Source organism: Sphingomonas adhaesiva, assembly GCF_036946125.1.
Classification (GTDB): domain Bacteria; phylum Pseudomonadota; class Alphaproteobacteria; order Sphingomonadales; family Sphingomonadaceae; genus Sphingomonas; species Sphingomonas adhaesiva_A.
On the sequence record NZ_JAQIJT010000002.1, the window covers coordinates 1690695 to 1710452 of the forward strand.

The window sequence follows — 19758 nt, forward strand, 5'->3', positions numbered from 1 at the left end:
GGACGGGTGAGGGTGACGAAACTACCACCCCCCTCACCCCAGCGCGTCGATCATCGGCTGGGTGATGAGGCACACGCCCTTGTCGGTGCGGCGGAAGCGGCGGCCGTCGAGCTCGGGGTCCTGCCCCACGATCAGCCCGTCGGGGATCACCACGCCGCGGTCGATGACCACGCGCGACAGATGCGCGCCGCGCCCGATCTTGCAATAGGGCAGCACCACCGCCTCATCGAGCGCGGAATAGCTGTGCGCGCGCACGCCGGTCGACACCAGGCTGCGGTGGATGTCGGACCCGGAGATGATGCAGTCGCCCGCGATCAGACTCGACACCGCCTGCCCGCGGCGCCCGTCCAGGTCGTGGACGAACTTCGCCGGCGGGGTCAGCTCGGCATAGGTCCACAGCGGCCAGCTGCGGTCGTACAGGTCGAGCTGCGGCACCACGTCGGTGAGGTCGATATTGGCCTCCCAATAGGCATCGACCGTGCCGACGTCGCGCCAGTAGGCCGCAGGCTCGTCGGGCGAGCGGACGCAACTGGCGGAGAAGCGGTGCGCGATCGCCTTCCCGCCCTTCACCAGATACGGGATGATGTCCTTCCCGAAATCGCGGCTCGACCCCGCCGTCCCGGCATCGCGCTTCAGCTCATCGATCAGGACGCGCGTATGGAAGACGTAGATGCCCAGGCTGGCGAGCGCGACGTCGGGCTGGCCGGGGATCGACGGCGGATCGGCGGGCTTCTCGACGAAATCGACGATGCGGTCCTGCGCGTCGACGTGCATGACGCCGAACGCGCTCGCCTCCATCCGCGGCACCTCCATGCACGCGACGGTCACGTCGGCACCGCTGTCGCAATGCTGGCGCAACATGATCTCGTAATCCATCTTGTAGATATGGTCGCCGGCCAGGATGACCATATATTCGGGCGCGATATCCTCGATGATGTCGATGTTCTGATAGACGGCGTCCGCCGTGCCCTCATACCATTGAAATTCGCTGATACGCTGCGACGCGGGCAGGATATCGAAGCTTTCGTTGCGCTCGGGCCGAAGGAAGTTCCAGCCGCGCTGAAGATGGCGGATCAGCGAGTGCGCCTTGTACTGCGTCGCCACGCCGATGCGGCGGATACCCGAGTTGAGCGCGTTCGACAGCGCGAAGTCGATGATCCGGCTCTTGCCGCCGAAGTACACCGCGGGCTTCGCGCGGGTATCGGTCAATTCCTTCAAGCGGCTACCACGTCCGCCCGCCAGTACATAGGCCATGGCGTCACGAGCCAGCGGCTGACCTCTGCGTTCGTCCACGTCGCTCTCTCCCTGACACTCTTTACAATTATGAAATTACGGTTAACGTCGGAACTGCGCTGAGGGCATGACGTTCAAGAACCATGCCATAGGCCAAAAATAAAATGTGAGAGGATGTATGATGCAGGTCGCCCGCACCGCTTCCACCGACAACCTTTTCCGCGGGCTCACCGCGGCGGTGCTGCCGTCGATCATGGCCTGGGCGGTGATCGTGCTGCTGGCGCGCGCCTTGTTCTGAGGCGCCGATACGGGCGGGCCGACGCGCTCGGTTCGCCCACCGCCCGACTCCCGCCGTCACGCCTCCCACTCCAGCATCAGCGTCGCCAGTGGCGGCAAGGTCACTTCCGCCGCCCCGTTCGTCGCGACGACGCCGCCCAGATTGCCGAGCCCCGATCCCCAATAGTCCTGCGCGTCCGAATTGACGATCTCGCGCCAGCGCCCGTCATGCGGCAGCGGCACGCGGTACGGCATCCGCGCCACCGGGGTCATGTTGACGATCACCGCGATCGGCGCCGCCCCGGGCGCCTTGCGCAGCCAGACGAAGACCGAATGGTCGGCATCGTCGGACACCAGCCACTCGAACCCCTCGCCCTCGCAATCGCGGGCGTGGAGCGCGGGCTTCTCGCGGTACAGACGGTTGAGGTCGCGCACCAGCTTGCGCACGCCGTCGTGCGACGACGAATTGGTCAGCCCCCAGTCGAGCGCGAGCTCCTCGCTCCATTCGCGGCGCTGCGCGAACTCCTGCCCCATGAACAGCAGCTTCTTGCCGGGATAGCCCCACATCATCGCGTAATAGGCGCGCAGGTTGGCGAACTGCTGCCAGTCGTCGCCGGCCATCTTGGTCAGCAGCGATCCCTTGCCGTGGACCACCTCGTCATGACTGAGCGGCAGGACGAAATTCTCGTCGAAGGCGTAGACGAGGCCGAAGGTGATCGCGTCGTGATGATGCCGCCGGTGGACCGGCTCGCGCGCCATGTACTGGAGCGTATCGTGCATCCAGCCCATGTTCCACTTGAACCCGAAGCCCAGCGCGGTGCGCGGCCCCTCGTCGAACGCGGGCGCGCTGACGCCGGGCCAGCTGGTCGATTCCTCCGCGACCGTGAAGACGCCGGGATGCTCGGCATAGACCGCGCGGTTGGTCGCGCGCAGGAAGTCGACCGCCTCCCAATTCTCGCGCCCGCCCTCGGCATTGGGGATCCATTCGCCGGCCTTGCGCGAATAGTCGCGGTACAGCATCGACGCGACCGCATCGACGCGCAGCCCGTCGACATGATAGCGCTCGGCCCAGAACAGCGCGTTGTTGACCAGGAACGACGACACCTCGCGCCGCCCGAAATTGTAGATCGCGGTGTTCCAGTCGGGGTGGAAGCCGAGCCGCGGGTCCTGATGCTCGTAGAGCGCGGTGCCGTCGAAGCGCGACAGGCCGTGCGCGTCGACCGGGAAATGCGCGGGCACCCAGTCGAGCAGGACGCCCAGCCCCGCGCGGTGCGCCCCGTCGACGAAGCGCGCGAACCCCTCGACATCGCCGAACCGCGCGCTGGGTGCGTACAGGCCGGTCGTCTGATAGCCCCAGCTGGGGTCGTAGGGATGCTCGCTGATCGGCATGAACTCGATATGGGTGAACCCCATCTCGACCACATAGGGGATCAGGCGGTCGCCCAGCTGGTCCCAGCTGAGGAACCAGCCGTTTTCGTCGCGGTCCCACGACCCGGCATGCACCTCGTAGATGCTGATCGGCACGCGCCGCGGGTCGACCGCGGCCCAGGCGGCGCGGTGGTCGGCATCGCCCCATTCGTGCGCCGGCGGCGCGGTGGTGAGCGACGCGGTCTTGGGACGAAGCTCGGCTGCGAAGGCGAAGGGGTCGGCCTTGAGCGGCTGGAGCGCGCCGTCGGGACCCTGGATCGCGAACTTGTAGGCGCGGCCGGCGCCGATGTCGGGCAGGAAGATCTCCCACACGCCGGTGTCGCCGCGCCGCCGCATGCCGTAGCGGCGCGCGTCCCAGTCGTTGAAGTCGCCGACGACCGCGACGCGCGACGCGTTCGGCGCCCAGACCGCGAAATGGACGCCGCTCGCCCCCTCATGCTCGATCAGGTGCGCGCCCATCTTGTCGTACAGGCGGCGGTGCGTCCCCTCGTTCATCAGGAAATCGTCGGTCGGCCCCAGCACCGGCCCGAAGCTGTACGGATCGCCCGCCCACCATTCCACGCCGCCGCCCTGCGCCCGGTAGCGCAGCGGCTGTCGCTCGCCCGCGATCACCCCCTCGAACAGCCCGGCGTCGTCGACGCGTTCCAGCGTGCCGAGCGGCGCGCCCGCCAGCGTATGCGCCTCCACCACCTCCGCGCCCGGGACCCACGTCCGCGCGAACAGCCCCGCCGGACCCGGATGCGCGCCCAACAGCGCGAAGGGGTCGTCGCTGGTGCCGTCGAGCAGCGCGCGGATCGCGGACGCGGAGGGTGTCACATCACGCCCCAGATCTCGCGCGAATATTCCGCGATCGTGCGGTCGGAGGAGAACCAGCCCATGTTGGCGACGTTCAGCACCGTCGCGCGGCGCCATCCGGCGGTGTCGGACCAGCGCGCATCCACGTCGCGCTGCGCGGCGGCGTAGGAATCGAAGTCGGCGGCGACCATGAACCAGTCGTGGTCGTACAGCCCCGCCATCAGCCCGCGGTAGCGCGCGGGATCGTCGGGGGAGAACACGCCGGACGCGATCGCGTTGACCGCCTGCGACAGCTCGGCCGACCCCTCGATCACCGCGCGCGGGTCGTAGCCGCCGGCGCGCTTCGCCGCGACCTCGTCCGCGGTCAGGCCGAAGATGACGATATTCTCGTCCCCGACATGATCCTTGATCTCGATATTGGCGCCGTCGAGCGTGCCGATGGTCAGCGCGCCGTTCAGCGCGAACTTCATATTGCCCGTGCCCGACGCCTCCATGCCGGCGGTCGAGATCTGCTCCGACAGGTCCGCCGCGGGCACCATCTTCTCCGCCAGGCTGACGTTATAGTTGGGGACGAACGCGACCTTCAGCAGCCCGCCGATCGACGGGTCCGAATTGATGCGGCGCGCCACGTCGTTGGCCAGTTTGATGATGAGCTTGGCATTGTGGTAGCTCGACGCGGCCTTCCCCGCGAACAGCTTCACGCGCGGCGTCCATTCGCGCTCCGGATGGCTGCGGATCTGGTCGTAGAGCGCGACCGTCTCGATGATGTTGAGCAGCTGGCGCTTGTATTCGTGGATGCGCTTGATCTGGACGTCGAACAAGGCGTCGGGGTCGATCCGCAGACCCATCGCGTCCTTCAGATGTTCTGCCAGCGCCACCTTGTTCGAACGCTTGATCGCGGCGAAACGCTCCGTGAAGGCGGCGTCCTGCGCGAACGGCGCCAGCGCGGTCAGCGCGTCGGCCCCGTCGAGGAACGCATCGCCGATCGCCTCGCGGATCAGCGCGGTCAGCCCGGGGTTGCACTCCTGCAGCCAGCGGCGCGGCGTGATGCCGTTGGTCTTGTTGTTGATGCGGTCGGGAAAGACGCGGTGCAGGTCCGCGAAGACGGTCGACTTCATCAGCTGCGTATGCAGCGCCGCGACGCCGTTGACGCTGTGCGACCCGGCGAACGCCAGGTTGGCCATGCGCACGCGTCGCTCCCCGCCCTCGTCGATCAGGCTGACCGCGGCGATCGCACGGTCGTCGACGCCGGGCTGCCTGCGCAGGTCGCGCAGCAGCTTCGCGTTGATCGCATAGACCAATTGCATGTGGCGTGGCAGCAGCCGCTCGAACAGCGGCAGCGGCCAGCTTTCCAGCGCCTCGGGCAGCAGCGTGTGGTTGGTGTAGCCGAACGTCCGCTGCGTGATCCCCCACGCCTCGTCGAAGCCCAGGTCGTGATGGTCGATCAGCAGCCGCATCAGCTCCGCCACCGACACCGCCGGATGCGTGTCGTTCAGCTGGATCGCCGCCTTGTCCGGCAGCGTGCGGATATCGCCGAAATACTGGACGTGACGACGCACGATGTCCTGGATCGACGCGGAGGAGAAGAAATACTCCTGCCGCAGCCGCAGCTCCTGCCCCGCCGCGGTCGAATCGTTGGGATAGAGCACGCGGACCAGCGTCTCGGCGCGCAGCTGGTCCGCCAGCGCGGCCTGGAAATCGCCCCGGTTGAACGCGTCCAGCTTCAGCGGGTCGAGGCTGATCGCGGTCCACAGCCGCAGCGTGTTCACGCGCTTGCCGCGCCACCCGACGACGGGGGTGTCGACCGCGGTCGCCTCCACCGCCTCGGCAGGCTTCCAATGGACGTGACCCTGCTCGTTGCCCGTCACCTCGCCGCCGAAACCGACGAAATACGCGCTCTCGCGCCGCTCGAACTCCCACGGATTGCCGTGCGCCAGCCACGTCTCGGGCAGCTCGGTCTGCCAGCCGTCGTCGATCCGCTGGCGGAACATGCCGTTCACATAGCGGATGCCATAGCCGTAGGCGGGGACGTCGAGCGTCGCCAGGCTCTCCATGAAGCACGCCGCCAGCCGCCCCAGGCCGCCGTTGCCCAGCGCCGCATCGGGCTCGATCTCCTCCAGCTCGGGCAGGCTGACGCCCAGCTGCCCCAGTGCCTCCGCGATCGCCTCGCGCTTCTCCCAATTGGCGAGCGTGTCGCGCAGCAGGCGACCGATCAGGAATTCGAGGCTGAGGTAATAAACCCGTTTCGCGCCTGCGGCGTGCGTCGCCTTGGTCGTCTCCATCCACCGCTCGATAATCTCGTTGCGGACGGTGAAGATCGTCGCCGCCAGCCAGTCGTGCGGGCGCGCGGCCTGCTCGTCCTTGCCGATGCGGTGGACCAGCGTGTCGAGGATGGCGAGGGCGAGCGGGCTCCGCTCGCGGACGTCGGTCTGCGCGTTCACAAATGTCCCCCCGATGATGCAGCGCAACCTAGACGCGCCGCAGGTGCTTTGTCACCTGCCCTGACGACGTATACGGACCGTGAAGATCACGAGCCCGAGCGCACTCAGCAGCGCGCCGGCGACGACGCCTGCGCGCTCCGACGGCTGGTCGTCGTGCGCCGGATCGACGGCGAGCGGTGCCCCCACCGCGGCCCCGGCCGGCGCGCGCATCCGGTAAAGCTGCACGTCAAGCGTCGCGCCGAGCAGAAACGCATAGGCACTCAGCCACAGCCACGTCAGCAGCACGACGATCGCCCCCAGCGACCCGTAGGTGGCGCCGTAGTTGCCGAAATTGGCGACATAAATGCCGAACCCCGTCGTCGCGGCCAGCCACACGACGGTCGCCAGCACCGCCCCCGGCGTCCCCCAGCGCAATCGCGCGCGCGGGCGATAGGGCGCGAAGCGGAACAGCAGGGACGCGCCCGTCACCGCCACCGCCGTCATCAGCAGGTAGGTGAAGACCGCGATCCCCCCGCGCACCACCCCCGGCGCCCAGGGGATCAGGCTGCCGAGGAACGCGACCAGCGTGCTGGTGCTGAGCCCCAGCATCATCAGCACGACCCCGCCGGCCACGACGGCAAAGGCGGTCAGCATCCAGACGAGATAATTGCGCTTGTCCTTCACCTCATAGGCGACGTTGAGCGCGGTCATCATCGCGGTCGCCGCACGGCTGCCGCCATAGACCGCGATCGCCAGTGCGATGACAAGGCCCAGCCCCTTCTTCCCCTCGCTGCCGGAAACCACCATGTCGAGCTGCTGCCCGATCAGACTGGCGGCATCCGCGGGAAGCAGGTCGAAGAGCGAGCGGATATTGGCCTGCACCGTCGCGGCATCGGCGACGAGGCCATAGGTCAGCACGGTCGCGGCCAGCAGCGGCGCGATCGAGGAAAAGGCGTAGAAGGCCGCCCCCGCGGCGATCAGCCCCAGATTGTCGTCGTTCGAGGCGGCATAGGCTTTCTTCAGAGCCCCCCACCAGTCGGCGCGGAACGCGCGCCAGAAATCGGAGGAGGAGAGATTGGCCCGCATTACAACGCTCAACGCGGCAGGCGCGGGTGGGGTCCGTGCGGAGGTGCGGCTGCCGCGGACGCACCGTCACCCCGGACCTGTTCGAGACCTCTGCGAACGTCGTGGATCGCTCGACAATGTCGCCGTTCCCCGGCCTTCGCGGGGCCTTTGCAAAAGGCACCGTGCTCTGCGCCCGTTTTGCAAAGGTCCCGCCTTCGCCGGGGAACAGGGAACCGAGTGTTGCGGAGGTTTCGACCCGTTCCGGGGTCTGCGGTTCCACGCGACCCACCGAGATCGGGTGCGCGGGACCCCGGATGCCGGAACAGGTCCGGCATGACGGGTGGTGGCGGAAGGCGATCGCCTCACGCCCCCCCCTGCGTCGCCATCAGATGCCCGCCGCACCCGGCACGCACACCTCAGACGGTGAAGCTCTCCCCGCAGCCGCACGCGCCCTTGGCATTGGGATTGTCGAACACGAACCCGGCGGTGAAATCGTCCTCCACCCAGTTCATCGTCGAGCCGATCAGGTACAGGATCGACGCCCCGTCGACATACAGCACGCCGCCCGGCGTCTCGATCCTTTCGTCGAAGCCGTTCGCCTCCGTCACGTAATCGACCGAATAGGCGAGGCCGGAACAGCCGCGCCGCGGGGTCGACAGCTTGACGCCGATCGCATCCGCGGGCGCCTTCGCCATCAGAGCGGCGATGCGCGCCTCCGCGGTCGGGGTCAGGTTGAGCGCGGCGGGGCGCGCACGAAGCGTGGTCGCCATCACAGCATCCCCAGTTCGAGCTTGGCGTCGTCCGACATCTTCTGCGGGTCCCAGGGCGGATCCCAGACGAGGTTGACGTCGGCAAAGGCGATGCCGGGGACCGACGCGACGCGCATCTCCACCTCGCCGGGCATGGATTCCGCGACCGGGCAATGCGGCGTGGTGAGCGTCATGGTCACCGCGGCATGGCCGTCCTCGGTCACCTCGACGTTGTAGATCAGCCCCAGGTCGTAGATGTTGACCGGGATCTCGGGGTCGAAGATGTCCTTCAGCGCGTCGATCACCGCCTCGTAGAGCGCGCCGCCGGGCTCGTGGCCCTTCAGGTCGCCCGCGGGCTTCTGCGCCAGGAAACCGGACAGATAGTCGCGCTTGCGCTCGAAGCTCTCCCCCATGGTTTCCGGGGCGGTTTCCACCGCGTCCGCCACCTGCGCGCGCGCGGGCTTCGCCACCGCGTCGACTTCCTCGACCCTGATCGGCTCGCTCATCCGAAGATCCTCATCACCCGCTCCATTCCCGCCGCCAGCGCGGCCACGTCGTCCGGTCCGTTGTACACGCCGAAGCTCGCCCGCGCGGTCGCCGGCACGCCGAGCACGTCCATCAGCGGCTGCGCGCAATGGTGGCCGGCGCGGATCGCCACGCGGTGTTCGTCCAAGATGGTGCCGATGTCGTGCGGATGCACCCCCTCCACCGCGAAGGAGACGATGCCCGCGGAATCCGCCGGCCCGAACAGCCGCACCGAGTTGATCCGCGACAGGGCCGCGCGCGCCTCCGCGACCAGCGCGGTCTCATGCGCGTGGATGCGCTCCAGCCCGATGCCGGTCACGTAATCGATCGCCGCCGCCAGCCCCAGCGCGCCGACGATATGCGGCGTCCCCGCCTCGAACCGCGTCGGTGCGGGGGCGTAGGTGGTCCGCTCGAAGGTGACGCGGTCGATCATCGACCCGCCCCCCTGATAGGGCGGCATGGCATCCAGCAGTTCCGCGCGCGCCCACAGCACGCCCATCCCGGTCGGCCCGTACAGCTTATGCCCGGAGAAGACGTAGAAATCGCACCCCAGGGTGGCGACGTCGACCGGCAGCCGCGCGACCGCCTGGCACCCGTCGATCAGGATCTTCGCGCCCGCGGCGTGCGCGATCTCCACCGCTTTCGCCACGTCCAGCACCGACCCCAACACGTTGGAGACATGCGCCAGCGCGACCAGCCTGTGCGCGGGCGTCACCATCGCCGCCATCGCGTCCAGATCGATGCGGTGATCGGGGGTCAACGGCACGACGTCGATCGCGGCGCCGGTGCGCTCGGCCACCATCTGCCACGGCACGATGTTGCTGTGATGCTCCAGCTGCGACAGCAGGATGCGGTCGCCGGGCTTCAGCCGATGACCCGCGAAGCTGTGCGCGACGAGGTTGATCGCCTCCGTCGCCCCGCGCACGAAGACGATGTCGCCGGCCTGCGCGCCGATGAAGCGCGCGGTGGTGGCGCGCGCCGCCTCATAGGCCAGCGTCATGTCGGCCGAGCGCTGGTACACGCCGCGGTGCACGGTGGCGTAGGTCGTGTCGTAGCCGCGCGCGATCGCGTCGATCACCGGCTGCGGCTTCTGCGAGGTCGCCGCGGTGTCGAGATACGACCAGCCCGCCGGGATCGCGGGGAAATCGGCGACGAGGTCGAGTGGCTTATCCTCCCCGAGCTTGCCTCGGGGAGGTGGACCGCCCGGCGCAGCCGGGGGGTGGAGGGGCGGATACGGAGCATTCATTGCTTCTACCCCTCCACCATGCCTGCGGCATGGTCCCCCTCCCCGAGCGAGCTCGGGGAGGATAGCGCCGCCTCCAGCCAGGCATCCGCGTCCGCCATGAAGGCGTCGCGCACCGCCTCCTCGCCGATCCGCTCCAGCGCGTCCGCCACGAACGCGCGGGTCAGCAGCGCCTTGGCGCGCGCCGCCGGGATGCCGCGGCTGGCCATGTAGAACAGCGCGCGCGCGTCCAGCTCGCCCACGGTCGCGCCGTGCGCGCACTTCACGTCGTCGGCGAAGATTTCCAGCTCCGGCTTCAGGTTCACGGTCGCGGTGCGATCCAGCAGCAGCCCGCGCAGCGACTGCTCGCCATCGGTCTTCTGCGCATGGCGCGCCACCTCGACCGCCGCGGCCAGGCTCGCCTGCGAGCGATCCGCCGCCACCGCGCGCCACAGCTGGTGCGACTGCCCGTTGGGCTCGGCATGGCGGACGCGCACCGCGCATTCCTGCCTCACGGTGTCGCGGGTCAGCAGCGCACCGCCATATTCGGCATAGGCGCCCTCGCCCGCCAGCGTCAGCGCGGCGTCGATGCGTACGCCCTGCCCGCCCGCGGCCAGCACGGTCGAGACGACGCTCGCGCCCTCGCCCAACTCGATGTCGTCGCGCGTGGAGACGAAGCCCGCTCCCTGCGTCATCCGTACCGCGCGCATCAGCCGCGCCGAGCGGCCCAGCGTCACGCGGGTGGCGCGGTTGGACCACCCGGCGCCGACGAACGTCTCGACGACGCGCGCGGAGGCCTCGTCGGCGAGCTCGATCGCGGCGGCGACGTGGTTCTCCGCGCCGGTCGCGACATGCAGGACCTGCACCGGGTCGGCGACCGCCCGCGCGTCCAGCCGCAGCGTCCAGCCGCGCGTCGCCCGCCGGCCGAGCGGGTGGTCGCCCGCGGGCACCTCACCCACCGTCACCCGGTGGAGATCGCTCGCGCCCTCGTCCAGCACGCCGTCGACGAACAGCAGCTTCGCACCCGGCAGGTCGAGGAACGACGCCTCCGCGCGCGCGACCGGCGCCAGCGCGGCGGCGGCGGACAGCGCGCCGAGATCGGCCCAGCGCCACGCCTCCTCGCGGGCGGAGGGAAGGTCGAGGACGCTCATGCGCGGCTCCGTTCGATGGGTTCACGCGAAGACGCGAAGACGCGAAGAGGATGTTCGCGCAGAGCACGCGAAGGACGCTGAGATTCTGCGCCTGGCCGCGATCGCGGCCCGTCACACAGGCCGGCGTGACGATGCCGGCGCGCTGCCGCGCGCGATTCCTCTTTGCGTCCTCCGCGCGCTCTGCGCGAACTAAACGCCTTCGCGTCTTCGCGGCGTCGCGTGAACATCATCACGCCGCGACCTCGGCATAGCCCTGCTTTTCCAGCTCCAGCGCCAGCTCCGCGCCGCCCGAGCGCGTGATGCGCCCGTCCGCCAGCACGTGCACCCGGTCCGGCTTCACGTAATCGAGCAGCCGCTGGTAGTGGGTGATGAGCAGCACCGCCTTGTCGGGCCCACCCTCCTTCTGGCGCATGATACGGTTGATGCCGTCGCCGACGATGCGCAGCGCGTCGATGTCGAGCCCGCTGTCCGTCTCGTCCAGGATCGCGAAGGCGGGATCGATGATCCCCATCTGCACCATCTCGTTGCGCTTCTTCTCGCCGCCGGAGAAGCCGACGTTGACCGGGCGCTTGAGCATGTCCTGCGCCAGCCCCAGCCCGTCCGCCTGCGCGCGCGCCAGCTTCAGGAACTCCGCGCCCGACAGCGGCTTCTCAGCCCGGCTGGCGCGCTGCGCATTTAGGCTCTCGCGCAGGAACTGGACGTTCGACACGCCGGGAATCTCGACCGGATACTGGAAGCCGAGGAACACGCCGGCGGCGGCGCGCTCGTGCGGCTCCTTTTCCAGCAGATCCTCACCGTTGAAGGTGATGCTGCCGGCGGTCACCTCGTAACCGGGCCGCCCGCCCAGCACGTAGCCGAGCGTCGACTTGCCCGCGCCGTTGGGGCCCATGATCGCGTGGATCTCGCCCGCGTTCACCTCGAGCGAGAGGCCCTTGAGGATTTCCTTGCCGTCGATCTCGGCGTGGAGGTTTTCAATCTTGAGCATGTTCTCTTCAATATCCGTTCGTTTCGAGCAGCGTCGAGCGAAGCCGAGACGCGCCGGTCGAGAAACCACCAGCCGACATCCCGACTGCGTTCTCGGCTGCGCTCGAACTCCGCTCGATGCGAACGGGTGGGAGCGTCATCCCACCGACCCCTCTAGGCTGATTCCCAGCAGCTTCTGCGCCTCGACCGCAAACTCCATCGGCAGCTGCTGCAGCACCTCGCGCGCGAAGCCGTTGACGATCAGCGCGACCGCGGCCTCCGCATCCAGCCCGCGCGACATGGCGTAGAACAGCTGGTCCTCGCTGATCTTCGACGTCGTCGCCTCATGCTCGATCTGCGCGCTCGGATTGCGCACCTCGATATACGGCACCGTATGCGCGCCGCACTGATCGGAGAGCAGCAGCGAGTCGCACTGGGTGAAGTTGCGCACCCCCTCCGCGGTGGGCGCCACGCGCACCAGCCCGCGATAGGTGTTGTCCGAGCGGCCCGCCGAAATCCCCTTCGACACGATCGTCGAGCGCGATCCCTTGCCCAAGTGGATCATCTTCGTGCCGGTATCCGCCTGCTGGCGGTTGTTCGTGACCGCGACCGAATAGAATTCGCCCACGCTATTCTCGCCCGCCAGCACGCAGGAGGGATATTTCCACGTGATCGCGCTGCCGGTCTCGACCTGCGTCCAGCTGACCTTGCTGTTCCGGCCCTGACACAAAGCGCGCTTGGTGACGAAATTGTAGATGCCGCCGACGCCGTTCTCGTCGCCGGGATACCAGTTCTGGACGGTCGAATATTTTATCTCGGCATCGTCCAGCGCGACCAGCTCGACGACCGCGGCGTGGAGCTGGTTCTCGTCGCGCATCGGCGCAGTGCAGCCCTCCAGATAGGAGACGTACGCCCCCTCGTCCGCAACGATCAGCGTGCGCTCGAACTGGCCGGTATTCTCCGCATTGATGCGGAAATAGGTCGACAGCTCCATCGGGCAGCGCACACCCTTGGGCACGTAGACGAACGTCCCGTCGGAGAAGACCGCGCAGTTGAGCGTCGCGAAGTAGTTGTCGCGCTGCGGCACCACCTTGCCCAGCCACTTGCGGACCAGATCGGGGTACTCGCGGATCGCCTCGCTGATCGAGCGGAAGATGACGCCCGCTTCCTCCAGCTCCTTGCGGAAGGTCGTCGCCACCGAGACGCTGTCGAACACCGCATCGACCGCGACCTTGCGTGCGCCCTCGACGCCCGCGAGCACCTCCTGCTCGGCGATCGGAATGCCCAGTTTCTCATAGGTGCGGCGAATCTCGGGATCGAGTTCGTCGAGCGAGGCGATCGTCTTCTTCGCCTTGGGCTCGGCGTAATAATAGGCGTCCTGATAGTCGATCGGCGGCACGTTGAGCTTGGCCCAGTCGGGCGCCTCCATCGTCTGCCACAGCCGGAACGCCTTCAGCCGCCAGTCGAGCATCCACTCCGGCTCGTTCTTCTTGGCGGAGATGTAGCGGACGGTGTCCTCGTTCAGCCCCTTGGGCGCGAAGTCCTGCTCCACCTCGGTGGCGAAGCCCCATTCGTACTTCTTCGCGACGGCCGCATGAGCCTCTGCGTTCTTCGTGGCCATCTTATGCCTCAACCCTCATCGGTTCCATCGCGGGCGCTTCCGCCGCCAGCGACGCCAGCGTCACCCCGGCGAGCGCACCGCGCACCGCCTGGTTGACCGCATTCCAGTGCGGCTTCACGCGGCAATTGCCCGCGATGCCGCAATCGTGATCGCCCGCGTCGACGCACGACGTCATCGCGATCGGCCCCTCCACCGCCTCCACCACATCCGCCAGCGTGATCGTGGCGGGCGGGCGCGACAGGCGGATGCCGCCTCCCGTTCCCCGCGCGCTGTCGATCAGCCCCGCCGCGGCCAGTCGGCTGACCAGCTTCTGCGCGGTGGGCAGCGGCACGCCGGTCTCCTCCGCCAGCAGCGTCGCGTTCATCCGCGCCAGTCCGCCACAATGCCGCGCGGCGGCGACGAGCATCACCACGGCATAATCGGTCAGGCTGGATAGTCTCATGACGTCTGGCACACCCCGGCTTTGCGAACCACTCTCAAATCGGATCGGATCGTTCCGATTGGCAGATGGCGCTTCGCGCGCGCGAAATCAACCGCGCAGTGCCGATCGCGGCGATCGGGAGGGAAGGCAAAAAAAGGCCCGCCGATCGCTCGACGGGCCCTGGAAGTGTAAAGAACTTCCAAACGGAAGCCCTTCGGGTCGCGGAAACGTGCAAACAGCAATTGTTCCGTGGAATATTGGATGGATGTTTCGGCACGCGCACTTTTTCTTACAAAACATCGGCTCACGCCGCGAGCGGGATGCCGAAATGAGTATGGGGTTGATCTTCGCACGGGCGGGGGACAATCGCCTGCGGCCATGAGCTTCGCCTTGCGCCCCGCCCTCTTCGCGCTGGATCCCGAACGCGCGCATCATGTCACGCTCGGCGCGCTCGCCGCCTGGGCGCGCGCCGGCTGCCCGCTGGCGGGCGCGACGCCGCGGCTGGAGACGGTGGTCGCGGGGATCGCCTTCCCCAATCCGGTCGGGCTGGCCGCGGGGCTGGACAAGGATGCGACCGCGATCGCGGGGCTCGCCGCGCTCGGCTTCGGATCGGTCGAGGTGGGCACGCTCACCCCCCGCCCCCAGCCGGGCAACCCGACGCCGCGGCTGTTCCGGCTGACCGAGGATCGCGGGATCATCAACCGCATGGGGTTCAACAACGGCGGGCTGGCGGCGGGCGTCGCGCGCGCGGCGGCGGCGCGGCGGAACGGCGCGGTGCTGGGCATCAACGTCGGCGCGAACAAGGACGCCGCGGACCGGGTCGCGGACTATGTCGCGGGCGTCACCGCCGCCGCGCCGGTCGCGGACTATATCACGATCAACGTCAGCTCCCCCAACACGCCCGGCCTGCGCGACCTGCAACAGGGGGCGGCGCTGGCGGAACTGCTGGCGGCGTGCATGACGGCGCGGGGCACGACGCCGCTGTTCCTGAAGGTCGCGCCCGATCTGGACGCCGCGACGATCGACGGCGTCGCGCGCGCCGCGATCGATGCCGGGGTGCACGCGCTGGTGATGGGCAACACGACCATCTCGCGCCCGCCGCTCGCCAGCCGCCATGCCGGGGAGACGGGTGGGCTGTCGGGGGCGCCCCTGCGCGATCTGGCGCGCGCACGGCTCGCCGACCTGCACCGCGCGACCGGGGGACAGGTGCCGCTGATCGCCGCCGGCGGGATCGACAGCGGAGCGGAGGCCTATGCCCGCATCCGTGCGGGCGCCAGCCTCGTGCAGGTGTATTCGGCGCTGGTGTACGAAGGGCCCGGCCTGCCGCGGCGGATCGTGGCGGAGCTGGCGGCCTGCCTGGCGCGCGACGGCTTCGCGACGGTGGCGGAGGCGGTGGGGGTGTAAGCGTCAAAAGCCCCTCCCCTTCAGGGGAGGGGTTGGGGTGGGGCAGTCACGGGCGAAGGTCTCTGCGAGGCTCACCCCACCCCCGACCCCTCCCCTGAAGGGGAGGGGCTTTCGTCCACCGTCACCCCCGGTACAGCGCGTCCAGCCTCTCCCCGTACACCCGCCGCAGCATATGGCGGCGGATCTTCAGGCTGGGCGTCATCTGCTCGTTCTCGATCGTGAACGGCTCGTCCGCCGGGATCCAGCGGCGGATCCGCTCGATCACCGACAGGTCCTTGTTCGTACGGTCGACCGCCGCCTGCAGGGCGTGGCGATAATCGGCATCCTGCGCCAGCGTCGCGTCCTTCGCGCGGTCGTTGGCCTTCGCCCATTCGGCGGTCCATTCCGCGTCGGGGACGATCACCGCGACCATATGCGGCTTGCGATCGCCCGCGATCATCGCCTGCGCGATCTCGGGCTGGAGGGTCAGCATCCCCTCCACCTTCTGCGGCGCGATATTGTCGCCCTTGTCGTTGATGATGAGGTCCTTCTTGCGGTCGGTGATCCGCAGGCGCCCCTTCCCGTCGATCTCGCCGATGTCGCCGGTGTGGAGCCAGCCGTCCTTCAGGACGCGCGCGGTCTCCGCCTCGTTGCGCCAATAGCCGTGCATGACCAGCTCGCCGCGCACCAGGATCTCACCGTCCTCCGCGATCCGCACCTCGGTTTCGTCGAGCGGCGGGCCGACGCTGTCCATCCGGATACCGGCCCTGGGGCGGTTGCACGAGATGACCGGCGCGGCCTCGGTCTGGCCATAGCCCTGAAGGAACGTGACGCCCAGCGACTGGAAGAACAGCCCCACCTCCGGGGTCAGCGGCGCGCCGCCGGAGATCATCGCCTTCATCCGCCCGCCGAACTTCCTCGCGATCTTGGGCTTGAACAGCGTGTCGACCAGCAGCGCGGAGGGACGGTCGACCAGCCGCAGCGTGCCGGCGGCGCGCCTCCCGCCGATGTCCAGCGCCAGCGCCAGCAGCCTGGCGGGCATCCCGCCCTGCTTCTCGATCGCCTTGGTGATGCGCGTACGCAGCACCTCGAACAGGCGCGGCACGACGAACATGATCGTCGGGCGCACCTCCTCCATGTTCGCGGCCAGCTTCTCCAGCCCTTCCGCGTAATAGATCTGCGCGCCCATCCCGATCGGCACGAACTGCCCGCCGGTATGCTCGTACGCGTGGCTGAGCGGCAGGAAGGACAGGAACACCTCGTCGCCCCAGCCCAGATCCTCCGCGATCGCATGCGCGCAGCCGCGCACGTTGTGCAGGATCGCGCCGTGGTGCTGCATCACCCCGCGCGGCGCGCCGCCGGTGCCGCTGGTGTAGATGATGCAGGCCAGGTCGCTGCGCCCGAAGTCCGCCTGGAGCGCCAGCTGCTCGGCGGTCGCGTCGTTGCCGTCGATCAGCGCCTGCCAGTCGTGGACGTCGATCGCGGCCTGCCCCAGCCGCATCGGCTCGATCCCGATCAGCATCTGCGGCCGGATCGAACGCAGGATCGCGGGCATCAGCGCACGCGCCAGCTTCGCGGTCGAGACGATCACCGCCTTCGCGCCCGAATTTTCGATGATGTGCGCGTGATCGCGCTCGGTATTGGTGGTGTAGGTGGGGACCGTCACGCACCCCGCCGCCATGATCGCCAGGTCGGACAGGCACCATTCGGGCCGGTTCTCGCTCACCAGCATCACGCGGTCGCCGCGCTCCAGCCCGATGCCGCGCAACCCCGTCGCCAGCCGCGCCACCGTCCGCGCCGCCTCGCGCCAGCTGATCGCGCGCCACTCGCCGTCCTGCCGGCTCCACAGGAAGGGCGCGTCGCCCTTCTCCGCGGCGCGCACGAAGAACATCGTGACGAGATTGGGGAAATGTTCGAGCCTGCGCATTGCCTCTCCCGCGGCTTCTTCGTGAGCCGCCGTTACGTGCTTGGCGCATACCCTTCGAGACGAGGCTTCGACAAGCTCAGCCTCTTCTCAGGGCGGACGGGGGTGGCGTCGTATCTGCCCTCACTGCTGCAACGAATTGCCGGGGCTGCGCGGGTCGGCGGCGCCGGTCCAGCGGCCGTCGGGCAGCTTCTCCGCCGCATTCGCCTTCAGCCCCAGCTTCGCGACCGAGACGCGCTGCCCCAGCGCCTCCAGCGGCGCCTTCATCGCCTCCAGCGCGGTGCCCTGCTCTACCACCAGTCCCTGCTTGTCGAAGAACAGCTGCCCCAGCGCGATCGATTCCTGCGCCGACAGACCCCAGTCGAAATGCGCGATCAGCGCCTTGGCCACCTGCATGATGATCGTCCGCCCGCCGGCCGCGCCGACCGCGAACACCGGCTTGCCCGCCGCGTCGTAGACGATCGTCGGCGCCATCGACGACAGCGGGCGCTTGCCGGGCTGGAGGCGGTTGGCGACCAGATAGCCGTCCTCGACCGGCGCATGGCTGAAATCGGTGAGTTCGTTGTTGAGCGCATAGCCGTTCGCGGTCAGCTGGCTACCGAAGGCGCTTTCCACCGTATTGGTCCAGCTGACCACGTCGCCGTCGTCGTCCACCGCGACGAAATGCGTGGTCCCCGCCACCTCGCCGGGCGTCGCCGTGACGCGCGCGGGCGCCCCGGGCGGCGACCCGGCGTCGTAGCGGCCGAGCGTCTTCGCGGCCGAGATCATCGCGGAGCGGCGCTTCAGATATGCGCGGTCGATCAGCCCCGCGACCGGCACCTCGACGAAATCGCGGTCGCCCTGATAGCGGTCGCGGTCGGCATAGGCGAGCCGCATCGCCTCGCCGATCACCTGCCACGAGCGGGCGTCGTCCCTGCCCCAGGTCGCCAGCGGAAACCGCTCCACCATCCCCATCACCTGCAACACGGTGAGCGCCCCCGACGAGGGCGGGCCCATGCCGCAGATCGTCCACTGCCGGTACGGGCCGCAGATCGCGGGGCGATCCTTCGCGCGGTAGCCGGCGAGGTCCGCCTGCGTCAGCGGCACCGGGTTCCTCGGCGCGTTGGTCACCGCATCGCTGAGCGCGCGCGCATTGTCGCCGGCATAGAAGGCCTCCGGCCCCTCCGCGGCGATCCGCCGCAGGATCGCCGCCAGCGCGGGGTTCCGGAACGTGTCGCCTTCCGCCATCGGCCTGCCGCCCTTCCAGTAGAGCGCGCGCATCGCCGGGAAGTCCTTCCACACCGGCGCCACCTGCCGCAGCGAGGCGGCGAGCCGGGCATTCACGACGAAGCCCTGATCCGCCAGCCGGATCGCGGGCTCGAACAGCCGGGCCCAGGCCAGCTTGCCCCATCGGGCGTGTGCCCGCTCCGCCAGCCGCAGCGAGCCGGGGACGCCGACCGAATAGCCGCCGGGCCAGATCTCGACGAAGGGACGCGGCTTGCCATCGGTGCCCAGGAAACGGTCGGGCCGCGCCGCGGCAGGCGCCGTCTCGCGCCCGTCGATCGTGTCGAGCACCCCGGTCCCGCCGCCATGGTGGACGATGAAGCCGCCCCCGCCGATCCCGCTCGACTGCGGCTCGACGACGTTGAGCGCCAGCAGCATCGCGATCGCGGCGTCGGTCGCGCTGCCGCCCGCGCGCAGCATCTCCTGCCCCGCTGCGGTGGCGCGGGGATCGGCGGCGGACACCACCCCCTGCGCCAGCGCCGGGATCGGGATCGGGAGGAGGAACAGCAGGGCGGCGAACGCGATCAGTTTCTTCATCGCGCGCGAACCTATCGCCGCCGCGGGGCGGCGCAACCCGGAACCGCGTCAGAAGCCGAGCGACACCCGCGCCGCGATCCGGTCCCCGGCGTGCCGCCGCACCGCGAAGGGCGAGGCGGCGGGGCCGTCGTCGCCGATGTCGGTGCCGGTGTAGGTCACCCCCAGCGTCAGCGGCCCGGTGATCCGCTGCACCCCCAGCGACCAGTCGTGATACCGCCCCGCCGGCCGCAGCCGCGCCGCCCGCACCGGATCACGCACGTCGCCCGTCGACCGTCCCGCGCTGGCGGTCACCGTCCACGGCGTCGCGGGGATGCCGACGCGCGCGCGCATACCGAGGTACAGATCGTCCCCGCCGATCGCGTCCTGCGCCGGCGCATAGCGCGCCTCCGCCCCGACCTCCGCCGGCCCGAGCGTATAGCTCGCCCCCGCGCCACCCTCGACATAATTCAGACCGCCCACGCCGCCGGTGAAGACGTGCCCGGTCACGAACCCGTCGATGCGCAGCCCGCCGACGTCGCGCACATAGCCCAGCGTCGGCTCGATCACCGCCTCCGCGCCGCCGTGGCGGGCATCGCCGCGCGTGGTCGTCACCCGCGCGCCCAGATCGAACCCGGCGGGCAGGTCCAGCCGACCCCAGGCCGAGGCCGCCGCCCGCCCCTCGCTCCAGCTCAGGCCACGGCGGCGCTCGTCGGTGGTCAGGTCGATCCCGCCATGGGGCGTGACCTGCGCCGCCGCCGGAACGGCCGCCACGCCCGAGAGCGCGGCGACCCACATCATTCGTA

General features: G+C 69.2%; 15 protein-coding genes. 1 reads left to right on the forward strand and 14 read right to left on the reverse strand.

Annotation, left to right across the window (positions count from 1 at the left end):
• Positions 1 to 33 precede the first annotated feature (33 nt).
• From glgC to PGN23_RS14365, 11 genes are all read right to left on the reverse strand, one after another.
• The gene (glgC, locus tag PGN23_RS14315; protein ID WP_335303650.1) at positions 34 to 1293 is read right to left on the reverse strand and encodes a glucose-1-phosphate adenylyltransferase; all 1260 of its coding nucleotides are present in this window, start codon (positions 1291 to 1293) and stop codon (positions 34 to 36) included.
• Positions 1294 to 1587: 294 nt separating this feature from the next.
• The gene (gene glgB, locus PGN23_RS14320) at positions 1588 to 3753 is read right to left on the reverse strand and encodes a 1,4-alpha-glucan branching protein GlgB (protein ID WP_335303651.1); all 2166 of its coding nucleotides are present in this window, start codon (positions 3751 to 3753) and stop codon (positions 1588 to 1590) included.
• Entirely contained in the window at positions 3750 to 6173 is a 2424-nt protein-coding gene (locus tag PGN23_RS14325) for a glycogen/starch/alpha-glucan phosphorylase (protein WP_335303652.1), read from the reverse strand. The genes glgB and PGN23_RS14325 overlap by 4 nt, the downstream gene beginning before the upstream one ends.
• Before the next feature lie 51 nt (positions 6174 to 6224).
• Positions 6225 to 7238, reverse strand: coding sequence for a YihY/virulence factor BrkB family protein (locus PGN23_RS14330; protein ID WP_335303654.1), 1014 nt, complete (start codon positions 7236 to 7238; stop codon positions 6225 to 6227).
• A 395-nt stretch (positions 7239 to 7633) separates the two neighbouring features.
• Positions 7634 to 7987, reverse strand: coding sequence for a HesB/IscA family protein (locus PGN23_RS14335; protein WP_335303655.1), 354 nt, complete (start codon positions 7985 to 7987; stop codon positions 7634 to 7636).
• Positions 7987 to 8472 (reverse strand): SUF system Fe-S cluster assembly protein, encoded by a 486-nt coding sequence (locus PGN23_RS14340; RefSeq protein ID WP_335303656.1) that lies wholly within the window; start codon positions 8470 to 8472, stop codon positions 7987 to 7989. The genes PGN23_RS14335 and PGN23_RS14340 overlap by 1 nt, the downstream gene beginning before the upstream one ends.
• On the reverse strand, positions 8469 to 9737 hold the full coding sequence (locus tag PGN23_RS14345; RefSeq protein WP_335303658.1) for an aminotransferase class V-fold PLP-dependent enzyme: 1269 nt from the start codon (positions 9735 to 9737) through the stop codon (positions 8469 to 8471). The genes PGN23_RS14340 and PGN23_RS14345 overlap by 4 nt, the downstream gene beginning before the upstream one ends.
• 5 nt (positions 9738 to 9742) lie before the next feature.
• Positions 9743 to 10864 (reverse strand): SufD family Fe-S cluster assembly protein, encoded by a 1122-nt coding sequence (locus tag PGN23_RS14350; RefSeq protein ID WP_335303659.1) that lies wholly within the window; start codon positions 10862 to 10864, stop codon positions 9743 to 9745.
• Between the two features lie 229 nt (positions 10865 to 11093).
• Entirely contained in the window at positions 11094 to 11849 is a 756-nt protein-coding gene (gene sufC / locus PGN23_RS14355; protein WP_335303660.1) for a Fe-S cluster assembly ATPase SufC, read from the reverse strand.
• Positions 11850 to 11984: 135 nt separating this feature from the next.
• On the reverse strand, positions 11985 to 13448 hold the full coding sequence (sufB, locus tag PGN23_RS14360; RefSeq protein ID WP_335299170.1) for a Fe-S cluster assembly protein SufB: 1464 nt from the start codon (positions 13446 to 13448) through the stop codon (positions 11985 to 11987).
• Between the two features lies 1 nt (position 13449).
• Positions 13450 to 13890 carry an RrF2 family transcriptional regulator gene (locus PGN23_RS14365; protein WP_335303661.1) on the reverse strand — a complete coding sequence of 147 codons (441 nt, stop codon included), beginning with the start codon at positions 13888 to 13890 and terminating at the stop codon, positions 13450 to 13452.
• A 357-nt stretch (positions 13891 to 14247) separates the two neighbouring features.
• On the opposite strand from PGN23_RS14365, the gene PGN23_RS14370 reads away from it, so the two are divergent.
• Positions 14248 to 15273 (forward strand): quinone-dependent dihydroorotate dehydrogenase, encoded by a 1026-nt coding sequence (locus PGN23_RS14370; RefSeq protein ID WP_335303662.1) that lies wholly within the window; start codon positions 14248 to 14250, stop codon positions 15271 to 15273.
• A 121-nt stretch (positions 15274 to 15394) separates the two neighbouring features.
• On the opposite strand, the gene PGN23_RS14375 is transcribed toward PGN23_RS14370, so the two are convergent.
• The 3 genes from PGN23_RS14375 to PGN23_RS14385 all read right to left on the reverse strand — a co-directional run bounded on the left by PGN23_RS14375 (position 15395) and on the right by PGN23_RS14385 (position 19753).
• Entirely contained in the window at positions 15395 to 17179 is a 1785-nt protein-coding gene (locus PGN23_RS14375; RefSeq protein ID WP_335303664.1) for an AMP-dependent synthetase/ligase, read from the reverse strand.
• 120 nt (positions 17180 to 17299) lie between these two features.
• On the reverse strand, positions 17300 to 18976 hold the full coding sequence (gene ggt / locus PGN23_RS14380; RefSeq protein WP_335303665.1) for a gamma-glutamyltransferase: 1677 nt from the start codon (positions 18974 to 18976) through the stop codon (positions 17300 to 17302).
• Between the two features lie 48 nt (positions 18977 to 19024).
• Positions 19025 to 19753: a TorF family putative porin gene (locus tag PGN23_RS14385; protein WP_335303666.1), complete on the reverse strand. Its 729-nt coding sequence runs from the start codon at positions 19751 to 19753 to the stop codon at positions 19025 to 19027.
• Positions 19754 to 19758: the final 5 nt, after the last annotated feature.